Source organism: Mycetocola zhadangensis (assembly GCF_003668565.1).
Taxonomy (GTDB): Bacteria; Actinomycetota; Actinomycetes; order Actinomycetales; family Microbacteriaceae; genus Mycetocola_A; species Mycetocola_A zhadangensis.
In genome coordinates this window covers 362,641-380,126 of sequence record NZ_RCWJ01000004.1, presented here as the reverse complement: position 1 = coordinate 380,126, position 17,486 = coordinate 362,641, and the positions used below count along the sequence as shown (strand labels likewise).

The following is a 17,486-nucleotide window of genomic DNA, read 5'->3' as shown; positions in this document are numbered from 1 at the left end:
CGGCGAACGGTTCGTTGCCCACGTGGCGGCGCGCGCGAAGCACAGCGTGGCCGAGTCCCTTGGGGTCGCCCTGGCGCAGGAAGTGGATGTCAGCAAGTTCGCTCGACTCAACCACCCGGTGAAGCCGCTTCTTATCCCCTTTCTCTTCCAGGGCAAGTTCAAGCTCGGTCACCCGGTCAAAGTGGTTTTCCAGGGCGTTCTTGTTTCGCCCGATGATCATCACGACGTCGTTGAGTCCGGCGCTCACGGCCTCTTCGACGACGTACTGGATGGCCGGCTTGTCGACGACGGGAAGCATCTCTTTTGGAAGTGCCTTCGTCGCCGGGAGGAACCGGGTACCAAAACCTGCGGCGGGAATAACGACTTTGCGTACGGGCTGAGGCATGATTCCAGCTTAACCGTTGTCGGCGTATGGTTTGCCGACGTGTGGCATGCCGCGTCGACTTCCCCTTGGATGCGCAAGGAGCAGCCGTTCGTGACCTTCGAGCACCACGCGCGGAATCGATTGCTACTTCCAGGAATGAGTTTCTCGCCCGACCAGAGGGATTGCTCGACCAACTCTATATAGCTTCTCGGCCATATAAAGGACGAGGGTGTCGGTGAGAGATCGCGGCACGGTTCGTCACACCAGCGCTTGAGCAGCGCGGCGAACGATTTGTCCCTCCGCATCACCCGGCCGACCGCCTCGGGAATCCTCACGGCGGTGTTTGACATGCTGGTGGAGCTACCGCATTGGGCTCGGCGATTCCGATCAGTTTCTGGAGTAGATGAGCTCGAAACCTCCGGCTAAAGACGCGCTCCTGTCGGGTGAGCGCCGGTCAGCGCTTGTGTAACCGAAGGCTAGAGGTCCGCATGCAGCGCCCAAACACGTTCGGCGGAGTCGCGCCAGCTGAAGGCGCGGGCTCGGTCTTGACCCACGATACTCATACGCCCGGCGCGTTCTGAGTCGGAAAGGACGGATGACACGGCATCGGCTAGTCTCTCGCCGTACCCTTTCTTACCTCGCTCGACTGCGATCCCCGCACCGCCTGCAACCTCCATGAGTGCGGGGTCGTCGGAATGCACGACTGGCGTTCCAAATGAGAACGCCTCGATCAGGGGCAAGCCGAACCCTTCTTGCAAGCTCGGGTAGACGAACACAGAAGCGCGATCGAGAACCACAGCGAGGTCTTCATCCGACAAATAACCGAGCGCACGAACGTGGTCCTCTGCCAGCCCTGCCTCATCGGCGACAACGGCGAGCGACAGTTCTCCCCATGTGTCGGGCCCCAGAACAAGGACTGGGAGATCGGGGGCTCCGACTCCGCCGAGCCCATGGATGAGGGAAGTGATGCCACGTCGCGGATCGAGAGATCCGACGGTAAGAATGTACTCGCTCGGAAGGTTCAATCTGTTGGCGCGCCAATCAGCGTCGATCGGCACTGCTAGTCCGGAAGCGACAGCCCCGGGAATGACACGAACGCGGTCGCCAAAATCGGCTATTTCAGTCAATTGCTCGGCGACGGCGTGAGTCGGCACCACGATGGCATCCGCATGCTTCCTGGCCCGCTTCAGCATGGCCTTGTGCCACGCGACATTTGTCGGTGTAAACGATTTCGGGTGCGTCCATACCAATGTGTCGTGAATCGTCACCACGATCTGAGTAGCGTCGAATTCCCTTTCGTGGCGGTGCAACGGTGCTAACAGGCTTGGTGAGTGAATCATCCCGGATCCAAACGAAGGAACGATCCCGAGTTGCCAAGCCGCGGCGAGTTCGCGCCGAGCTAGAGTCGTTCGGTGCAACCGCTCAAGTCCGGGGAGTGACGCTTCTACTGCGGCAACTTTCTCCGGAGGAAGCGCAGAAACGACCCCTTCAACTGCGCATCCATTCGGAGCTGTTTGGATAAGCGCCCGTGTCATCTCTTCCGCGTAACGAGAGATTCCATTGGGGAGTGGGGTCACCATCTGGTCAACGATCACCCGAAGAGTTGTCGCCATGATAGGCCTTTCTACAAGTCAGTCGTCCCTGGACGCGCGATAGCACCAGTTGCGACCGCGTCCTTTAGCGCCTCGCGCCAGTGCCGCATCGGCGACAGGCCAGCGTTCCCCCAGGCATCGTGGGCGAGCACAGAGTAGGAAGGGCGCGGCGCCGGACGCACGAACGCGGCTGAGTTCGTCGGTTGAACTCGCTGCGGGTCCAGACCAATCTCCTCGAAAATAGCTTTGGTGAAGTCGAACCACGATGCTTCCCCAGCGTTGGTGCCGTGGTAAATGCCAGCTGGCGCATCCGAATCGACAAGGGCAACGATTTGTTCGGCCAAATCATTAGTCCACGTCGGCTGGCCCTTTTGATCCGTCACCACGCTGACCGTCGGATGGCTGTCAGCCAATCGCAGCATTGTGGCGGCAAAGTTGCTCCCATGTTCGCCGTAGAGCCAAGCCGTCCGCACGATGTAGGTGCCGTGGGGGTGCTCGGCGACGGCCGCCTTTTCGCCTGCAGCCTTGGTGCGTCCATATGCCGACAGCGGTTCGCGTGGAGCGCCCTCTGCGTATGGCGCGCTAGCGTCGCCTCGGAAGACATAGTCGGTGGACACCTGGGCCAGCTTTGCCTCTGCCTCGCTGGCAGCTATGGCGAGGTTTTTCGCTCCGGTGGCGTTGACCGCGAATGCTTCGCTTTCGTTCGATTCCGCGTCGTCGACTTTTGTATAAGCGGCGGCGTTGATGACGACGTCGTGTCCCGCGACTGCCGCGCGAACTGCGTCGAGATCAGTGACATCGAGGTCAGCATGCCTTAGAGCAGTGACAGAACGGCCTCTCAGTGCGACTCGAAGGTCAGACCCGAGCATCCCAGAAGCCCCTGTGATGAGGTAGCGCATTTTCCATCCTTTACTCTGCGCCGGGGCAGCGTCACGCTTGTTCCCGGTCGATCCATGCGAAGCTAGCTTCGCATTTGGGCAACGGCGAGAGCTGACTCCCCGTCGAAGGCGACGCGGCCCTCCTTGATAAGGATGCCCCGTTCGCAGAGGTCGGACACCATATCCAAGTCGTGACTCACGACGACAAGGGTTTTGCCCTCGGAATGCAATTCACGGATACGCTTCAAACACTTCTGCTGGAAAGGCTCGTCGCCGACCGAAAGTATCTCGTCAACGAGCAGGATATCTACTTCTGTGTGAATAGCCACCGAGAAGGCAAGTCTCAAGAACATACCGGACGAGTAGTGCTTCACCTCGGTATCAATAAACTGCTCGATCTCGGAGAAGGCAACGATTGCGTCGAACCGAGCGTCGATCTCTTCCCGGTTCATCCCTAAGATGGCCGCGTTCAGGTAAATATTCTCGCGCCCGGACAAATCCGGATGAAAGCCTGCTCCGACTTCAATGAGGCCTGCGATCCTGCCGCGCGTGAAAACGTCGCCACTATCCGGCTGCAGGACTCCGGAAATCAGTTTGAGGAGAGTCGATTTGCCCGACCCGTTGAACCCCAACAAAGCCACCGATTCGCCCGGACGGATCTCAAAACTTACGTCACTCAAGGCGTTGAACGAGGATGTTAGTGATTTTTTTCGTACTGCCGCTATGACGGATTCTTTGAGCGAGTGGGTGTGCCGAAGCAAGAACGTCTTGCGGACTTTTTCTACGATGATTCTCGGCCGAGAATCATCGCCGATGTTAGAGGTCTTGGGCAAAGCGACCCTCCAGGCGTCGAAATACGAGTTGGCCAATTGTGAGCACGGCGAGCGAAATCGCGAGACCGAGGAGTCCGAAGAGCCACAAGTTTGGCGCTAGAAGCCCTCTGCCCTCTGTAGTTGGGTACCAGAAGCCTGCGTGAAGTAGGTTCACCGCCGCCGTGAGTGGATTGACTTGGTATATGAAGAAGACCCAGTCCGGCACGATCTTGGCGACCTGAGTCCACTGGTAGAGAACGGGCGACGCCCACGTGGCGACCATGATTATGAGATCGACGAAATTCTGGGAGTCACGGAACGAAACGTTCGCGGCACCGAATAGCATTCCAAGCCCAATGGCCAATGTGGTTATGATGGCGATTCCCAGAAGGGTCCCGCCCAACTGCGGAATAGTCGGGTCCCAGCCGATAACCAAACAGACGACTATAAGAATCACCAGTTGTGGCAGGAAATTGACCAACGCGACGATGGTTGACGAGACCGGAAATAGCTCTCTCGGGAGATAGATTTTCTTGATCAAGGCGCCGTTGTCGACCAGCGAACGGGTGGAATTGCCGAACGCCTCGTTGAATAGGTTGATCACGATCAGGCCGGAGAACAGGTAGATCGGATAGTTCTCGATCGACCCGTTCAGTTGTAAGAAGACCCCAAGGGCAAGGAAGAAGACAAGGAACTGGGCTGCCGGCTTCACATAAGACCAGAGCCATCCGAGAATGGACCCTCGATACCTGATCTGTACCTCTTTGCGGATGAGCAGGCTCAGGAGATATCGCCGACGAAGGACATCCATCAAGCCGAGCCCCTGCCCAGGCCTAACGAAATCGCGGTCCGGACCGGAGACTGATTCAGTCAAACTCTATTCCTTTGAAGTCGTGACAGGTTCCGCGATGCAGCGGTACGGGGGAACGGCCATGAGGCCACATGAGATACGTAGGGCTGAATGCTCGGGCCGTGGCGGCCTGTTATACAGCGAAGAACGGTTCAAGTTTATTCTGGAACATGCTCAGCGCGGATCCAATCGCCATGTGCATGTCTAGATATTTGTAGGTACCTAGTCGGCCACCGAAGAAGACGTCCTTCTCGTCGTCCTGCAGAGCGCGGTATTCTATGAGGCGTTGCCTGTCAGAGGCAGTGTTCACCGGGTAGTAGGGTTCGTCGTTCTGCGATGCGAAGCGCGAGAACTCCCGCATGATAACGGTTTTGTCCGTCGGATAATTTCGTTCTGGGTGGAAGTGGCGGAACTCATGGATTCGGGTGAAAGGTACTGACTCATCTGCGTAATTCATTACGGAAGTGCCTTGGAAATCCCCAACTGGCAGGATTTCCTGTTCGAAATCGAGCGTTCGCCATGCGAGCTCACCTTGTGAATAGTCGAAGTAGCGATCGATTGCGCCTGTGTAAACGACCGGCACATTCCCAACGGTCTCATTCTTGTTGAACGGCTGGGTGGAATCAAAAAAGTCCGTGTCCAGCCTGATCTCGATATTCGGATGGTCTGCCATTCGCTCAAGCCAAGCTGTGTAGCCGTCGGTGGGTAGACCCTCATATGTGTCGTTGAAGTACCGATTGTCGTAGTTGTATCTGACTGGTAGTCGACTTATGACCTCGGCTGGCAGTTGGTCAGGCGGGGTTTGCCATTGCTTCGCGGTGTAGTCGCGGATGAATGCCTCGTAAAGCGGACGCCCAATAAGCGAAATGGCTTTTTCTTCAAGATTGGCAGCGGATGACGTCGAGAACTCCGACGCCTGTTCACTTATTTGAGTCCGCGCTTCATCAGGTGACAATGCGGAGCGGAAGAACTGGTTGATTGTGCCTAGGTTAATCGGCAGCGGAAAAACTTCTCCACGGTAATTGCTGAAGACGCGGTGTTCGTAGCTCGTGAAACTCGTAAATCGCCGAACGTAGTCCCAGACCACCTCATTTGAGGTGTGAAAAAGGTGGGCACCGTACTTATGGATCTCGATGCCAGTTTCGGGTTCCGCCTCGCTGTAGGCATTACCACCGATGTGCGACCGACGGTCTATTACGACGACCTTTCGCCCGAGTTCCTTCGCGACACGCTCCGCGATGGTCAGACCAAAGAATCCAGAGCCGACAACCAGCAGATCTACGTTCACAGAAAATGTTCCTTAAAGCCAGGTTGCAAAGGGTTCAGTATAGCTGACCGTTCACATTGGTTAGTTCTTCGGTGTTTCATTAGGGCTCAGTGAGGGGTCGCCGGAGGCCTCGTCGCCGAATCGTATTTTCTGCGTCGGATCTCCGCGTCTCGCCAGTATGAGCCTGCGATACGAGACTCGACGAATCAACTCTGGGGTGAGCCGGTACAGCCCTCGCACCAAAATATTCCTCACGAACTGCGGAGGCGTGGTGAAGCCCACCCTCAGGAAGGCGGTCTGGAGTTGGACTTCACTCCTCAGCAACCGAAGCCCGCCTCGTCGCGTATACGCGCCTGAACTAATCCGGTACCTGACAAGTGGCTCGCGAATGTTACAAACTCGTGCACCCGAGGCGATCATCCGGGCGAAGAGCCAATAATCTTCCATTAGACCGAGTTGCTGATAGCCCCCCGCCCGGGCGACGGCTTTGCGACTGTAAACCACGGTGGGGTGGTTGAAAGGGTCGTGGAAACGTGCATAGGTCGCTATCTCGTCGGGCGTCCCGGGTGGGATCCGCTGGATGCCATCGCGGATTTGACCGTCGTCGTCCGCTTCGAATTCGTACATACCACTGCCGACGAGTTCGTATCCATCCGCTATGCGAGCGAGCTGTTTCTCGAACCGGTTGGGCGCGGACAGGTCGTCAGCGTCCATGCGCGCCACGATGTCGAATCTGCACATCTCCAGCCCACGATCGAGCGCCGTGGATAAGCCGCTATTCACGGGAAGGTCCACATGAAGCATCGGCACCGGGCACTCGTCTATCAGCGCTTGAATAGTCTTGGCCATCGCCTCGCGGACCGGACCATCCTGTACCAGGATCACCTCGCTCGGGCGGACGGTCTGGTGCTGCACCGTGCTGTACATCGCGTGTCGCAAGAACTCGGGACTGTCGCCATAGTACACGGGGATCAGGAGAGAAAACGGTGGCAGGTCAGCCATGATTAGCGATCCGGTAGGACGGCGTCTTCGACGAGGGCGAGGTGAATAGTAGCCTCGCCAAAGTTCGCCAGCACATCGGCGTTCTTCCTGGGGCGGGTGCGCATTCCGTCCAACCAGCCTCTCCGCAGGGCGGAGAGCAGGGTTTTGCGATCGTCCGAGCGCAGGAGCAAAAACATCCACCGCAGTATGGCGAGCGAAGCATATGTCGCCGTTTCATTCTTTCTTAGTGCGGACGACCATCGGAACAGCCACAATTTGTTTCTTACTTCGTAGTAGAACCGGGATCCCGGGTCCGAGCGGGCCGAGGTCAACTTCGCGGTCTTGTGCACGACCACGCTTTCCGGCACATACAGGCCGAGCCCATCCTTTAGAAGGCGCGCCGTAAACTCGAAGTCGTCGTTCCAGATAAAGTATTCCGCCACCGGCAGTCCGAGTGTCCGAATCGCCGATCCTTTAACTAAGCAAGACACAAAGGAAGCCGATCGAACTGGCATTGCGTTGACCAATGCCGCCTGCGCAGCTTCGGAACGCGAGACGTTTGGTTTCCGGCGGGGCGTATTCATCGGATGATCAGTGCCGTCTGACCAAACGACCTTCGACGCTAGCACCGACGGCTCTGCCGGGTGCCGCCGGTATGCGGACACAAGGGCCGCTAGAGCTCCGGGGGTCGGAACAGTATCGTCGTCCATGAACCAGACGAGGTCCGCATCGTGGCGAATGAGTGCTCTGGCACCGCCAATTGCGAAGCCGCCAGCTCCGCCGGTATTCCGCGCGAGCGTCAGTAGGTCGACGTCGGGGAAAGCCGCCATGGCTGCGGCGGCCGACCCGTCTGTCGATCCGTTGTCGATAATGACCACGGCATCAGGGGCAAGCGTTTGGGCACGTAAGGCCTTGAGAACCTCAAGCAGAAGTTCTCGGCGGTTGTACGCGACCACAACGGCGACGGTTTTCAAAAGGCTTCTCTCAATCGGATGGGGTGAGGTGACGCTCGCGAGATGTCAAATTTCGCAGAGAGGGACTGCCACATGGGCGAGCCGGGCACGCCGCACAGTCATTGGCCGCGCTGAATGCTGCTAAGGATATTCTGCATGGTTGCGAAGATACCGGCGGCAAGCGGAGTCTTCTCCACGCGGTCCAATTCAGGCCAGACATTGGACTGGATGCGGAGATCGACGGCTTGCAGAGCGGCTGTCGATGAGGAGCCGAGCATCACATGGGGGTGCCCCTTTGACACATCGCGCATAAGACCAAGAAGTTCTCCTATGGTCACGCCCTGGCCGGAGACCAAATTCTTCGTGACGCTGACCGTGCCCGCCGTTCGCGTCTCATCGCGCACGCGCCCTACAAAGCGGCACACCAGATCGGCGCAATCGTCGACATAGAAATAGTCGCGCACAGTTTCAAGCGGGACGAAGATCGAGGCTGGCCTAGGGGAGTACTGTGCCAGGGCAAGATGCGAAATAATTCCTTGCATTTTGTCCATGCGCTGCCCCGGCCCATACAGGTTCGATATCCGACCGATTGCACTAGACACCTCGTAGCGATCGGAGAACTGTCGAACCGTTTTCTCCGCAACCACTTTGAATTGGCCATATGGGGAAATGGGCGCCGGGAGCGTGCGCTCGTCAAATGGCGGGTCAACTGAGCCCCCGTAGACGCCGCCCGCGGAGGACGCGTAAAAGAACGTCCCTTGGCTTTCCACATTTCTGATTCGGGCAGCGCGGCCGATGGCATCTAAAGCGATAGTCAGTTGATCGATCTCATGGTCGAGTAGTGCTTGGGGGGTCGAGGTTACCGCAGCTCCACCGGCCCACAAAACCGCCCATTCGTCGCCCTCATTCAACGCGTCAATGAATTCGCGTCCCGCCTCATCGACGGCATCGGCAAAACGGCTCGCATCAGACCAGGGGAGCGGGCGGCTTTCATGCGCTACCCAGTATGGCGCCCGACGGAGGACTGAGCGAACACACGCAGCTCCGAGCAATCCGCGAGCGCCGATTGTCCAGACGCGAAGAGTCACGAGTTTTGAGTCGGCTTTCGTCCAAGTGGCCCGTTGGCCGGATCCGTGACGACAACATATGGGGGCTTGCCCATCGCCATGTTGACGTTGACTCCGATGTACTCAGCGATCACTCCAAGGGAGAATAGCGTTGCGCCCGAACTCAGCAGAATAACGACAATCGTTGACGCCCAACCTTCTGCTGAAACTCCACCGATGATGCGTTGAACGAAAATGAAAACGGTCATCAAAACGCCAAGCACCGCGAAGATGACACCTAGAGCGCTCACGACTCTCAGGCCGCGCGTTCCAGTCGAGAGCACCATGCGAACAAAATGAGACAACAGCCGGCGGGTCGAGTAACCCGAGCGGCGATCCCCCTCCTGGCGGAGCAGCACTGGCGATGTAGCGGTCCTATTGGCAACCCATCCCATGGCTACGTCGAGATATACCCCCGAACCAGAATATGCCGCGACACTACGTCCGATGGAGCCAAGAACGAGGCGAAAGCTCTGATACTCGGAGGCGTTCTCTCCTCCGAAAACTTTTGCCAGAAGCCATTTCGCACCCTTTGACGAGGCATTTCGGAGAGTCCCATGAGGTGCCTCATTAGTCGGCCGGGCATATACCACCGAAGCACTTTGGTCCATCGCAGTGTCGAGCAGCCCGCCGATATCAGATGGGTCATGCTGGCCGTCCTCGTCGAGGGTGACAATCCAGTCGCCTCCCGACGAGGCCATTCCGGCCAGCGTTGCCGCATGCTGCCCGAAGTTGCGGCTAAGCCATACTCCCCTCACGAATGGGTACTCCGCTTCGAGTTCACGAATCACGTCCGCCGAGCGGTCAGGCCCGTGATCGAACACGAGAAGCACCTCTGTGACGGCATAACTGCTGCCCCCTGGCGTGATCGACGGGACATGAAACGGAGCTATCTCGCGCATGAGCGAGGGAAGTGTCTTCTCGCCTTGGTATACGGGCACCACCACAGAGATGCTGTGGTCGTATCCGCGGGCGTTCGTCGATGTCACGACCTGGAACCATCTTTCTGTTTCGAAGCCGAGCTTCGCTCGGGCCGCATCACGGCAATCCTGTCGTTCGTTCGTGACATCCGCCGCGATAGGTAGACGTATGCTAAGCGTCGCTGCGCCGAAGTAAGGCGGGCTCGCGCATTGCCCACTCGCAGGTCCAGGCTCGAAACGACGTCAGGTCGTGAAGTGGCAAGCCAACGGTGGAATCCCGTTGCCTGTTCTACTTGCTGCTTTGCGAGTCTGACGCTCCACTGGCTGTCCGACACTCTGAAACCTGCCGACGAACGCTTGATGCCCACAAAATCACCGGTGAGCAGAACCCGAATGTAGGTCGCCTCGTCGATCAAATAGGGGAACCGTGAGTCCCACCAGCCAACTGCTTCGAGCGATGCGCGGCGCATAAGGACGCAACCCGGCTCGCCGAAGATGTTAGTGCCCTCGCGAACCGTCTTTCGAGCTGCTGCGGCTCCACGGTGGAGGCCGGTCATGCCCGCGATGCCGCGATTGCGAACCAACGGCTTATTGTGTGCGTCGACGATGTCACGCGATGAGGCAACGAGGACCACGCTCGGGTTCGCGAGGAACTGAGATACTTGTTCCTCGATTATCCACGGGTACAGAAGATCGTCCCCACAAACCAGCTTGATGTACTCACCTGTGGCTGCTTGGCTGACGCGGTTCCAGTTGCGTAGCGCTCCGCCTCCAGCCTCGGTCGACAACAGCTTGACGTTGCTGAGACCGGCGTAGCGGTTCATGATCTCTAGAGTTCGGTCTGTCGAGGAGTGATCAGCAATGACTATCTCGAGATTTTCGTACGTCTGGGCGAGAACCGACTCGATCGTTTCTTCTAGATACTCGGCGTTGTTATATGCCGGAACGACGACTGACACTAGTGGACGACTTCGCTCTGGCAAGTTTGAGTGTTTTTGATGCATTTGAACCCCGGTGGCCTCACTATCGGTTGTGGATTCGGTGGATTTCGCAGCTGAACGACGAAATGAGAACGATCGATGTCCGAAAAAGCTCACCATCGTCGTTACAAAGACGATGAGCGCTTGGGAGGGAATTGGTGGGATCTTCCCGACCTCGACGAGCAACGGAAGGAGGGCGAAGTTAATCGCGAGCGAAATCAGGTAGACCACTTCAAAGCGCGCCAAGTCTCGCCAGACGTGCCCGCGCACGCGGAAAACGAAACGTCGATAAAGGAAGAATGCGCACAGGACGCTGAAGACATGCGCGAAAGCGAGCGTAGCGAGATAGCCCCAGAGCCGTCCTATGGTGAACTCAAACCCTACGAAGAAGGCGAAACCGATGACGGTGTTCGTCGCGCCGACGAACAGAAACGCAATCTTCTGATTACGAAAGAGACGCAGTAGCGGACCAGCTTCGCCCTGCATGCCAGCAGGCGGGTGCGGGAGTTCCCGGTCGGAGGGCGCGGAAACGGTCATCATTGCAGTCAAGCTTTCTCGTGGCAGGGCAAGTACCTGCGCAACATTACCCTGTGGTGCTTGGGGGGAGTCTGTATACCGTGCCGGAGTTGCGCCCCACAATCAAATAGGATCAGGGTCGAGGGCCCCGCGGCCGTCCGCAGATAGGCTGACTTTGAGTCGATCTCCGACCGTGCTAAACATCGAGGACGCAACAATGGTAGGTACCGCAGCTCAGACTCGCAGCAGGGGTTCGCACCCTAATGCGTGGTCCAAACTCATCATGGTTCTCGTTGTCGCCTGCGGACTGATTACGGCATTCCAGCCTCCAGAGCCGGCGTCCGCCGCCGTGGCAAGCGATTTCAATCCCGGCAACATCATAAGCGACGCGACGTTTTATGATTCGGGGACAATGTCCGTCGGGCAAATTCAGACGTTCTTGAACAGCAAGGTGCCGAACTGCAAGGCTGGGTACACCTGTCTCAAGGACTACAGCCAAGCTACGACCTCCCAGCCTTCTCAAGCTGCCGGGTGCAGCCCGCTTAGTGGTCAGAACAACTTGTCGGCGGCAGCGATCATCTATTGGGTGTCAATCGCGTGCGGGATCAACCCGCAGGTGCTTATTGTGCTTCTCGAAAAAGAGCAAAGCCTAGTGAGTGCGACCAGCCCTGGCGCCGGAAGCTACCGCTCTGCCACGGGTTTCGCTTGTCCGGACACGGCGCAATGTGATGCACGGTACTACGGCTACTTCAACCAGGTGTATAACGCTGCTTTACAGTTCAAGAGGTACCAGTACTATCCGACGTACTTCAATCACCGAGCAGGGCGAGTCAACAACGTCCAGTGGCATCCCACCGCTGCCTGCGGCAGCGCACCTCTATATATCGAGAACCAAGCGACGGCGGGTCTCTACAACTACACGCCCTACCGGCCGAACGACGCGGCCCTAAACAACCTCTACGGCACCGGCGACGGTTGCTCAGCGTACGGCAATCGTAATTTTTGGAGAATGTTCACCGACTGGTTCGGAAGTGCCCAAAATGGCGGCTACTTCCTCCGGACAGATTCCAATCCAGACCTCTACCTCGTGTCGGGGACGACAAAGTATCGAGTGCCCTCAATGGAGGTCTTCAACACTCTCTCGGCTCTCGGGCCTTATCGTGTCGTGAGTAGCGCATACCTCAACGGATACGCGACCGCATCGAAGCCGGCGAGTACAACTATTCGTAACCCCTTGAACGGCGACGTGTATGGTGTCGAAAACGGCCAAAAGCATCGCTTTTCGTCGTGCGAGCTCTTGGTAGCGTACGGCTCGTCCTGTGGGGCAGCTATCGACCTCACATCTGAGCAGCTCGGTCGCATTGGGACAGGAGCTGACGTGTCAGCGTACTTCCTGGTTGCCGGTTCGCCCACGGTCTACTGGCTCTCAGGTAATGTCAGGCATCCCATTCATAGTTGGGATGCGGTGTTGACTCTCAATGGTGGCGCGGTGCCGTACTTGACCAGCATTTCCGCGTCGGCTGCTAGCAAGCTAGCGCTTGGAAAGACGTTGCTCGAGCCGTTATCCCTTGTGAAATCGGCCGGCGACGCACGAGTGTTCATCGTCGACGGACTAGATCGCTTGATCCCGGTTCCCTCATTTGCCATCCCAGCTGAGATAGGTAAGTCCCGCTATGCGGTGGTACCAGACGCAATATTTGCGGGATACCAGCGCGGAACGCAAGACCTTTCGCTCGCGGTGAGATGTGACAATGCAGTATTCATGATGTCGCAAGGCACGCTGCGGGCCGCGCCGTCAGCCGCGACCGCCGGAATACCGGTCGCCGATGTCAGCTCCGACTTCTGTTCACGGGTGCCACAAGGCGCGAGAGCAGACGGCCCGGCAGTTTTCATCCAGCCAGCAGGATCCCCGAACGTGTACGTTCTTCGAGGTGGCAAGGCTTCGAAAATCGAATCGTGGACTGCGGCGATCGCTATCAATGGCGGCGCAACCCCGCAGGTGATCGCCATTTCCGCTGCGAATGTTGCTTCAATGCCAAGCGGGCCTTCGATTCTGTCTCCTGCGAGTCTGGTGCGTACGGCCGACAATCCCACAGTCTTCCTCATCGATGGGTTCGACAAGAGGGTCCCGGTGGGATCCTTCGTGACCACGGCCGAACTCGGCATAGAGAATTGGTCACAAACGGACGCTGCTTCCATGAGTGGATATGTTCAGGCCGGCGAAAGTCTGAGTAGGCAACTCATCTGCGGAGGGACCGCCTATTTCGCTGCAGGCGGTCGCCTGTATCCCCTCAGCGCACCGGGCGTCACTGGATTGAGATCGACGATGGTTGCCGACCTCACCTGCGCCCAGCTGACTCTCGCGGATAGTGGCCCTCTGTCCTCGGTCTTCGTGAAAGCGGCGGAGAGTGCGACCGTTTACCACGTAATCGGTGGAACGAAGCGAGCGGTCACTAGCTGGGAACAACTTCTATCGTTGAACGGCGGTTCGGCGCCAAGCATCCTCACCGCGGGTCCGCAGGGGTTGGCAGACATCGCGAATGGGCGGCCCTACTAGAGAGCGACGGGAGCGAGCGAGCGGGTGCGGTGAGGTCGTCCCTTCAGTGATGAGGGATAATGGTGACCTATGCGCTCCCGTTTCCTTTGGCCCCTGCTCGTCGTTTTGGCGATTCTGGCAGGCGCGGCAGGGACCCTGCTAGTCAACCGCTCCTACTTCTTCGTCGACGACACGCAGATAGGCGCGTATGGGCAGTGGTACGAAATCGGGACCCGTATCTTGGAGGGGAACTGGTCGCCCATCAACCCTCTAGTTTGGCAGTCCGGGAATTACCTCGCTGAAGGGGCGTGGGGTCTTTACAGTCCGCCGCTGTGGCTCATCGGCCTCGCGTCACACCTAGTGCCGAACGCCATGTGGTTCAGCACTGGCGTAAAAGTGGTCTGCTTAGTTTTGGGCGGGCTTGGCATGTACGTCCTGTCCCGAACCTTTGCTGCGACCCGACCATTCGCCGCAGCAGTCGCGGCCGCCCTCCCTTTCGTAGGCGTTACATATTATTTGGATGCTCCGTCATGGGTCAACGGATTGCTTGCGTGGAGCTTTTTCGGGTTCGCGTGGGGACTTGCGCGACGAGCAATATTCAGGGGGAAAGGACTAGTTCTCTCAATATTCGTTTGCATGCTGCTGATAGGCATCGGATATTTTCATGCGACGCTCTTCCTGGCGGTCGCCCTCGCCGCGACTTTGGTTGAGGCGATTTTGCTCCGGCACGGTCCAACGATGGTACGCGGGTTCGTGGTCTCGATAGGGGCCGGTCTCTTTGCGGTGATCGTGCACCTACCTGCGCTCTTGACTGCGGGAGTCTCGGGTCGCGTGCAGAGCGTGGTGAACACAGGATTGTTGACGGCGGATTTGTCCGGTATTTTCGCGTCAAGTACCGCAGTTGGAGTGCCTCAGGTCGGGCTATGGGGTGTCAACTTTCCTGATGCTCCGTTGCTTTACACGGCCTGGTTCTTCCCGCTGTTCTTCTTCATTGAGTGGTCGAAACTCGCGCCCTTGCTTCGAGCGCGTGTCAGCGTCATCGTAGTCCTAACGGTTGCACTGGTGGGAGTGTTGCTTCCCAGCGACTTTGGCCCTCTGCGGATACCGATCAGGATGATGCCGTACTTTGCGCTTCCCCTCTTGGTGATTCTCGCCGTGGGACTGTCTCGCGCATTCCTGCGCCCGGTCCCTCGCCGACGGTTCGTGGCAGCGGTGGCCTTCACCGTTTCTAGCGCCTGGCTGACGTTCGTCCAGTCCCCAAAGTATGGGCCCGCGATCCTCCTGTTCACCGGCGTCGCTCTGCTTGTGTTCGCGCTGATTTACCGCTTGACATCAGCGCCCACAAGTCAGGCGACCGGGTCTCCGTCCGGTCATCTCCGTTCAGGTCGGCTCACTGGGCTATCCGCGACCGCCGTGCCGGTGTTGATGCTGGCCGGAGCTTGCCTTGTCGTCGTGCCCCAGCATGTCGTGCACCCCAATGGCCCCCTGACCGACTACAAAGTGCCCCATTCGGTTAGCGATCTGCGGTCCCCTCTGGCCGGCGCGGCTGGGGATGTGCTCGTGGTAGGGGGAATTGTGGACGGGATAGTTCACCCGGATGATTGGGGAGAGACTTCGATCGGTAATCTTTGGTACGTATCGGATGCTCGCGTCCAAAACGCATACACATCCGTCTTCTACCCTGGGTACCAGGACTCTTTGTGCATGGTCTATCAAGGGTCAACGTGCGCAGACCTGTATAGAAAATTGTTTGAGATCCAGCCGGATACCGGCAACCTCCTCGTTGACAATTTGGGCGTCAGCAGTATTCAACTGGTCAAGCGAGTGTTTACAGCCAATGAATGGGAGACTGTACCTGCCGGCTGGGAAATCGTGGAGGATTCTGATCAGACCCGTTTGATTAGCAGAAAAACACAGATTGCGGGCGCGGGTGGGGTGGTCTGGACGTCCGAAGGCATGTCGGTGTCCAACGTTGTCTCCTCTGAGGATTCCGTCACCTTCGTCGCCGATTCTGTACCAGCGGGCGGAGGTTCTCTTGCCCTCAGTCGTATCTCGTGGCCGGGGTACGAGGTCAGCGGTGGAACCGTTTCTTCTGAGCCAATGGACGGGTTTCTCATGTCGGTCGACGTGCCTGCTTCTAGCGAGGGCCAGAGAGTGACCGTTGCGTTCGTAAATCCGGGCGGGAAGGTCCAGATAATCGCCGCTGTGTTGCTCGTGGTTCTTGTTCTTACGTGGACCGTGCTGTGGCTAGCCGCCAAGGTGCAACGACGGCATCGGCGAAACGCTCTGTCGGACCCGGCCGGGTCGGGCGGTCTCGAGCGCCTCGTACTGGAACACCGGCTCCGAAGCCGCGCCACAGCTGCCGCTCCCCAGCCCGGTAGCGCGCCGCGCGCGGCAGGATCCAACCAAGCGGCAGTTGAGGAAGAAACAAATGGCTGATGCCCAAATAGCCCCCGGTGCGGTACGCCATGTGCGATCGTTGACTGGGATCCGGATAGTCGCAGCACTATGGGTGGTGTTGTTCCACATCCGGGGGAATATCGCTTCCGAAGCGCCTGGGTTGTACGCGGTCATAGGCCCGGTCGTGTCGCATGGAGAGCTTGGTGTGGATTTGTTCTTCATGCTAAGCGGCTACATTCTTGCGATGAACTACGGAGACCGTATGGGCGTGACGTTCACGCGCAGATCGGTTGCCGTCTTCTGGTGGGCGCGCCTCGCGCGAATATGGCCTGCATATATGGCAATGCTGCTTTTCACAGCCATTTGGCATGGCATTTTCGTAGCAACTGCCTCACCTGACCCGGTAGCACCTCGGGAATACAGCGTTCTCAGTTTCTTTCGCCAAGCTCTCCTGATCGTGCAATGGACGGAGCCGGATTTTGAACGCCTTACGTGGAATGGAGCGGCCTGGTCAGTCTCGGCCGAAGCGTTCGCGTACCTTCTTTTTCCCGTTATCGCTCTGCTCATATATCGCATGGGTCATGCTCTTTCGCGGCGGGCGCTGATGGGTTTGGCCTTCGGAGCTCTCCTTCCTGTGGTTCTCTTCTCGGCCACGCTGGGGCTATACGCACCGTTTATGTGGGTTGTGCGGATTCTTGGCGAATTTATGGCTGGCGCAGTCCTCTATTACGCGTTGGCCAAAGTCAGCGACTCTAAGAGGACAGAGAAGCTTGCCCAAGGCGTCACCTGGGCGGCGGTCGTTATATTTTTTGCACTGGCTGTTGCGATCGAGCTAATCGGTCGCCCTCAAGCTGGAGCCTTGCTGATACCGGTGCTGTTGGTGTTGATCGGTGGCCTCGCACTAAGCCAAGGGGGCCTATCGCGGCTGCTAGCGAATCGAGTCATGGTTCTTGGCGGCATGATTTCGTACAGCGTGTATCTCGTCCACATGCCCCTAATAGAGATTTTTTGGTGGCTACAACAGAAAGTCGGGTTGCTCGCTCCCGGAACGATCGGGTCCAAGCTGGGCTTCCTTCTCATTCCGGTAGTTGTCGTGGCTTGCGGATATGTACTTTGGCGCTATCTGGAAGAACCGAGTCGGCGGGCCATGCGGCGTATGTCGCTGGCTCACGTGCCCGAGCGGGCCGTGAACGACGCGCCGATGACCCGGATATAGGCGTGTCGGCGTTCCCCGTCAGGCTCCAGCGAGAGCCTCAAGGTCGGTCGCCTATACTGGATCGGTTGGCGGGTGCCTGCTCGCTGGGCGTGGCACCGGGAACTCCCATCGAAAG

14 protein-coding genes are annotated in these 17,486 nt (G+C 58.1%); 3 read left to right on the top strand and 11 right to left on the bottom strand.

Features of this window, described 5'->3' with window-relative positions; genetic code table 11:
• The 11 genes from D9V28_RS14535 to D9V28_RS16380 all read right to left on the bottom strand — a co-directional run.
• Positions 1–385 (bottom strand): sugar phosphate nucleotidyltransferase (locus D9V28_RS14535; protein WP_183086547.1); only part of this gene is annotated, 385 nt, incomplete at its 3' end.
• A gap of 455 nt (positions 386–840) precedes the next feature.
• The gene (locus tag D9V28_RS14530) at positions 841–1,944 is read right to left on the bottom strand and encodes a glycosyltransferase family 4 protein (protein WP_268234438.1); all 1,104 of its coding nucleotides are present in this window, start codon (positions 1,942–1,944) and stop codon (positions 841–843) included.
• 44 nt (positions 1,945–1,988) lie between these two features.
• A complete protein-coding gene (gene rfbD, locus D9V28_RS14525; RefSeq protein ID WP_121659800.1) occupies positions 1,989–2,855 on the bottom strand; it encodes a dTDP-4-dehydrorhamnose reductase in 867 nt (288 codons plus the stop codon).
• Between the two features lie 62 nt (positions 2,856–2,917).
• The gene (locus D9V28_RS14520) at positions 2,918–3,667 is read right to left on the bottom strand and encodes an ABC transporter ATP-binding protein (RefSeq protein ID WP_121659799.1); all 750 of its coding nucleotides are present in this window, start codon (positions 3,665–3,667) and stop codon (positions 2,918–2,920) included.
• A complete protein-coding gene (locus D9V28_RS14515) occupies positions 3,651–4,457 on the bottom strand; it encodes an ABC transporter permease (RefSeq protein WP_121660113.1) in 807 nt (268 codons plus the stop codon). Before D9V28_RS14515 ends, D9V28_RS14520 begins: the two co-directional genes overlap by 17 nt.
• Before the next feature lie 172 nt (positions 4,458–4,629).
• Complete coding sequence (glf, locus tag D9V28_RS14510; protein ID WP_121659798.1) at positions 4,630–5,784, bottom strand: UDP-galactopyranose mutase; 1,155 nt, start codon at positions 5,782–5,784, stop codon at positions 4,630–4,632.
• Between the two features lie 60 nt (positions 5,785–5,844).
• On the bottom strand, positions 5,845–6,765 hold the full coding sequence (locus D9V28_RS14505; protein ID WP_121659797.1) for a glycosyltransferase: 921 nt from the start codon (positions 6,763–6,765) through the stop codon (positions 5,845–5,847).
• 2 nt (positions 6,766–6,767) lie between these two features.
• Positions 6,768–7,700: a glycosyltransferase gene (locus D9V28_RS14500; RefSeq protein ID WP_244934443.1), complete on the bottom strand. Its 933-nt coding sequence runs from the start codon at positions 7,698–7,700 to the stop codon at positions 6,768–6,770.
• A gap of 116 nt (positions 7,701–7,816) precedes the next feature.
• Complete coding sequence (locus D9V28_RS14495; RefSeq protein WP_121659795.1) at positions 7,817–8,785, bottom strand: NAD-dependent epimerase/dehydratase family protein; 969 nt, start codon at positions 8,783–8,785, stop codon at positions 7,817–7,819.
• On the bottom strand, positions 8,782–9,792 hold the full coding sequence (locus D9V28_RS14490) for a glycosyltransferase (RefSeq protein WP_220700492.1): 1,011 nt from the start codon (positions 9,790–9,792) through the stop codon (positions 8,782–8,784). Before D9V28_RS14490 ends, D9V28_RS14495 begins: the two co-directional genes overlap by 4 nt.
• Positions 9,789–11,243 (bottom strand): glycosyltransferase, encoded by a 1,455-nt coding sequence (locus D9V28_RS16380; RefSeq protein WP_229728061.1) that lies wholly within the window; start codon positions 11,241–11,243, stop codon positions 9,789–9,791. The genes D9V28_RS14490 and D9V28_RS16380 overlap by 4 nt, the downstream gene beginning before the upstream one ends.
• 259 nt (positions 11,244–11,502) lie before the next feature.
• Between D9V28_RS16380 and D9V28_RS14475 the strand changes: the two genes are divergently transcribed.
• From D9V28_RS14475 to D9V28_RS14465, 3 genes are all read left to right on the top strand, one after another.
• Positions 11,503–13,776: a hypothetical protein gene (locus D9V28_RS14475; RefSeq protein ID WP_188422842.1), complete on the top strand. Its 2,274-nt coding sequence runs from the start codon at positions 11,503–11,505 to the stop codon at positions 13,774–13,776.
• 69 nt (positions 13,777–13,845) lie between these two features.
• Complete coding sequence (locus D9V28_RS14470) at positions 13,846–16,194, top strand: cyclin family protein (protein ID WP_121659793.1); 2,349 nt, start codon at positions 13,846–13,848, stop codon at positions 16,192–16,194.
• Positions 16,187–17,371 carry an acyltransferase family protein gene (locus D9V28_RS14465; RefSeq protein ID WP_121659792.1) on the top strand — a complete coding sequence of 395 codons (1,185 nt, stop codon included), beginning with the start codon at positions 16,187–16,189 and terminating at the stop codon, positions 17,369–17,371. The genes D9V28_RS14470 and D9V28_RS14465 overlap by 8 nt, the downstream gene beginning before the upstream one ends.
• The last annotated feature ends 115 nt before the right edge of the window (positions 17,372–17,486 follow it).

Excerpts from the sequence above, each read along its gene's own strand:
- D9V28_RS14475 (WP_188422842.1), top strand. The coding sequence starts at position 11,503 with ATGGTTCTCGTTGTCGCCTGCGGACTGATTACGGCATTCCAGCCTCCA.
- D9V28_RS14470 (WP_121659793.1), top strand. The coding sequence starts at position 13,846 with ATGCGCTCCCGTTTCCTTTGGCCCCTGCTCGTCGTTTTGGCGATTCTG.
- rfbD (WP_121659800.1), bottom strand. The coding sequence starts at position 2,855 with ATGCGCTACCTCATCACAGGGGCTTCTGGGATGCTCGGGTCTGACCTT.
- D9V28_RS14515 (WP_121660113.1), bottom strand. The coding sequence starts at position 4,457 with ATGGATGTCCTTCGTCGGCGATATCTCCTGAGCCTGCTCATCCGCAAA.
- D9V28_RS14505 (WP_121659797.1), bottom strand. The coding sequence starts at position 6,765 with ATGGCTGACCTGCCACCGTTTTCTCTCCTGATCCCCGTGTACTATGGC.
- D9V28_RS14530 (WP_268234438.1), bottom strand. The coding sequence starts at position 1,944 with ATGGTGACCCCACTCCCCAATGGAATCTCTCGTTACGCGGAAGAGATG.
- D9V28_RS16380 (WP_229728061.1), bottom strand. The coding sequence starts at position 11,243 with ATGATGACCGTTTCCGCGCCCTCCGACCGGGAACTCCCGCACCCGCCT.
- D9V28_RS14465 (WP_121659792.1), top strand. The coding sequence starts at position 16,187 with ATGGCTGATGCCCAAATAGCCCCCGGTGCGGTACGCCATGTGCGATCG.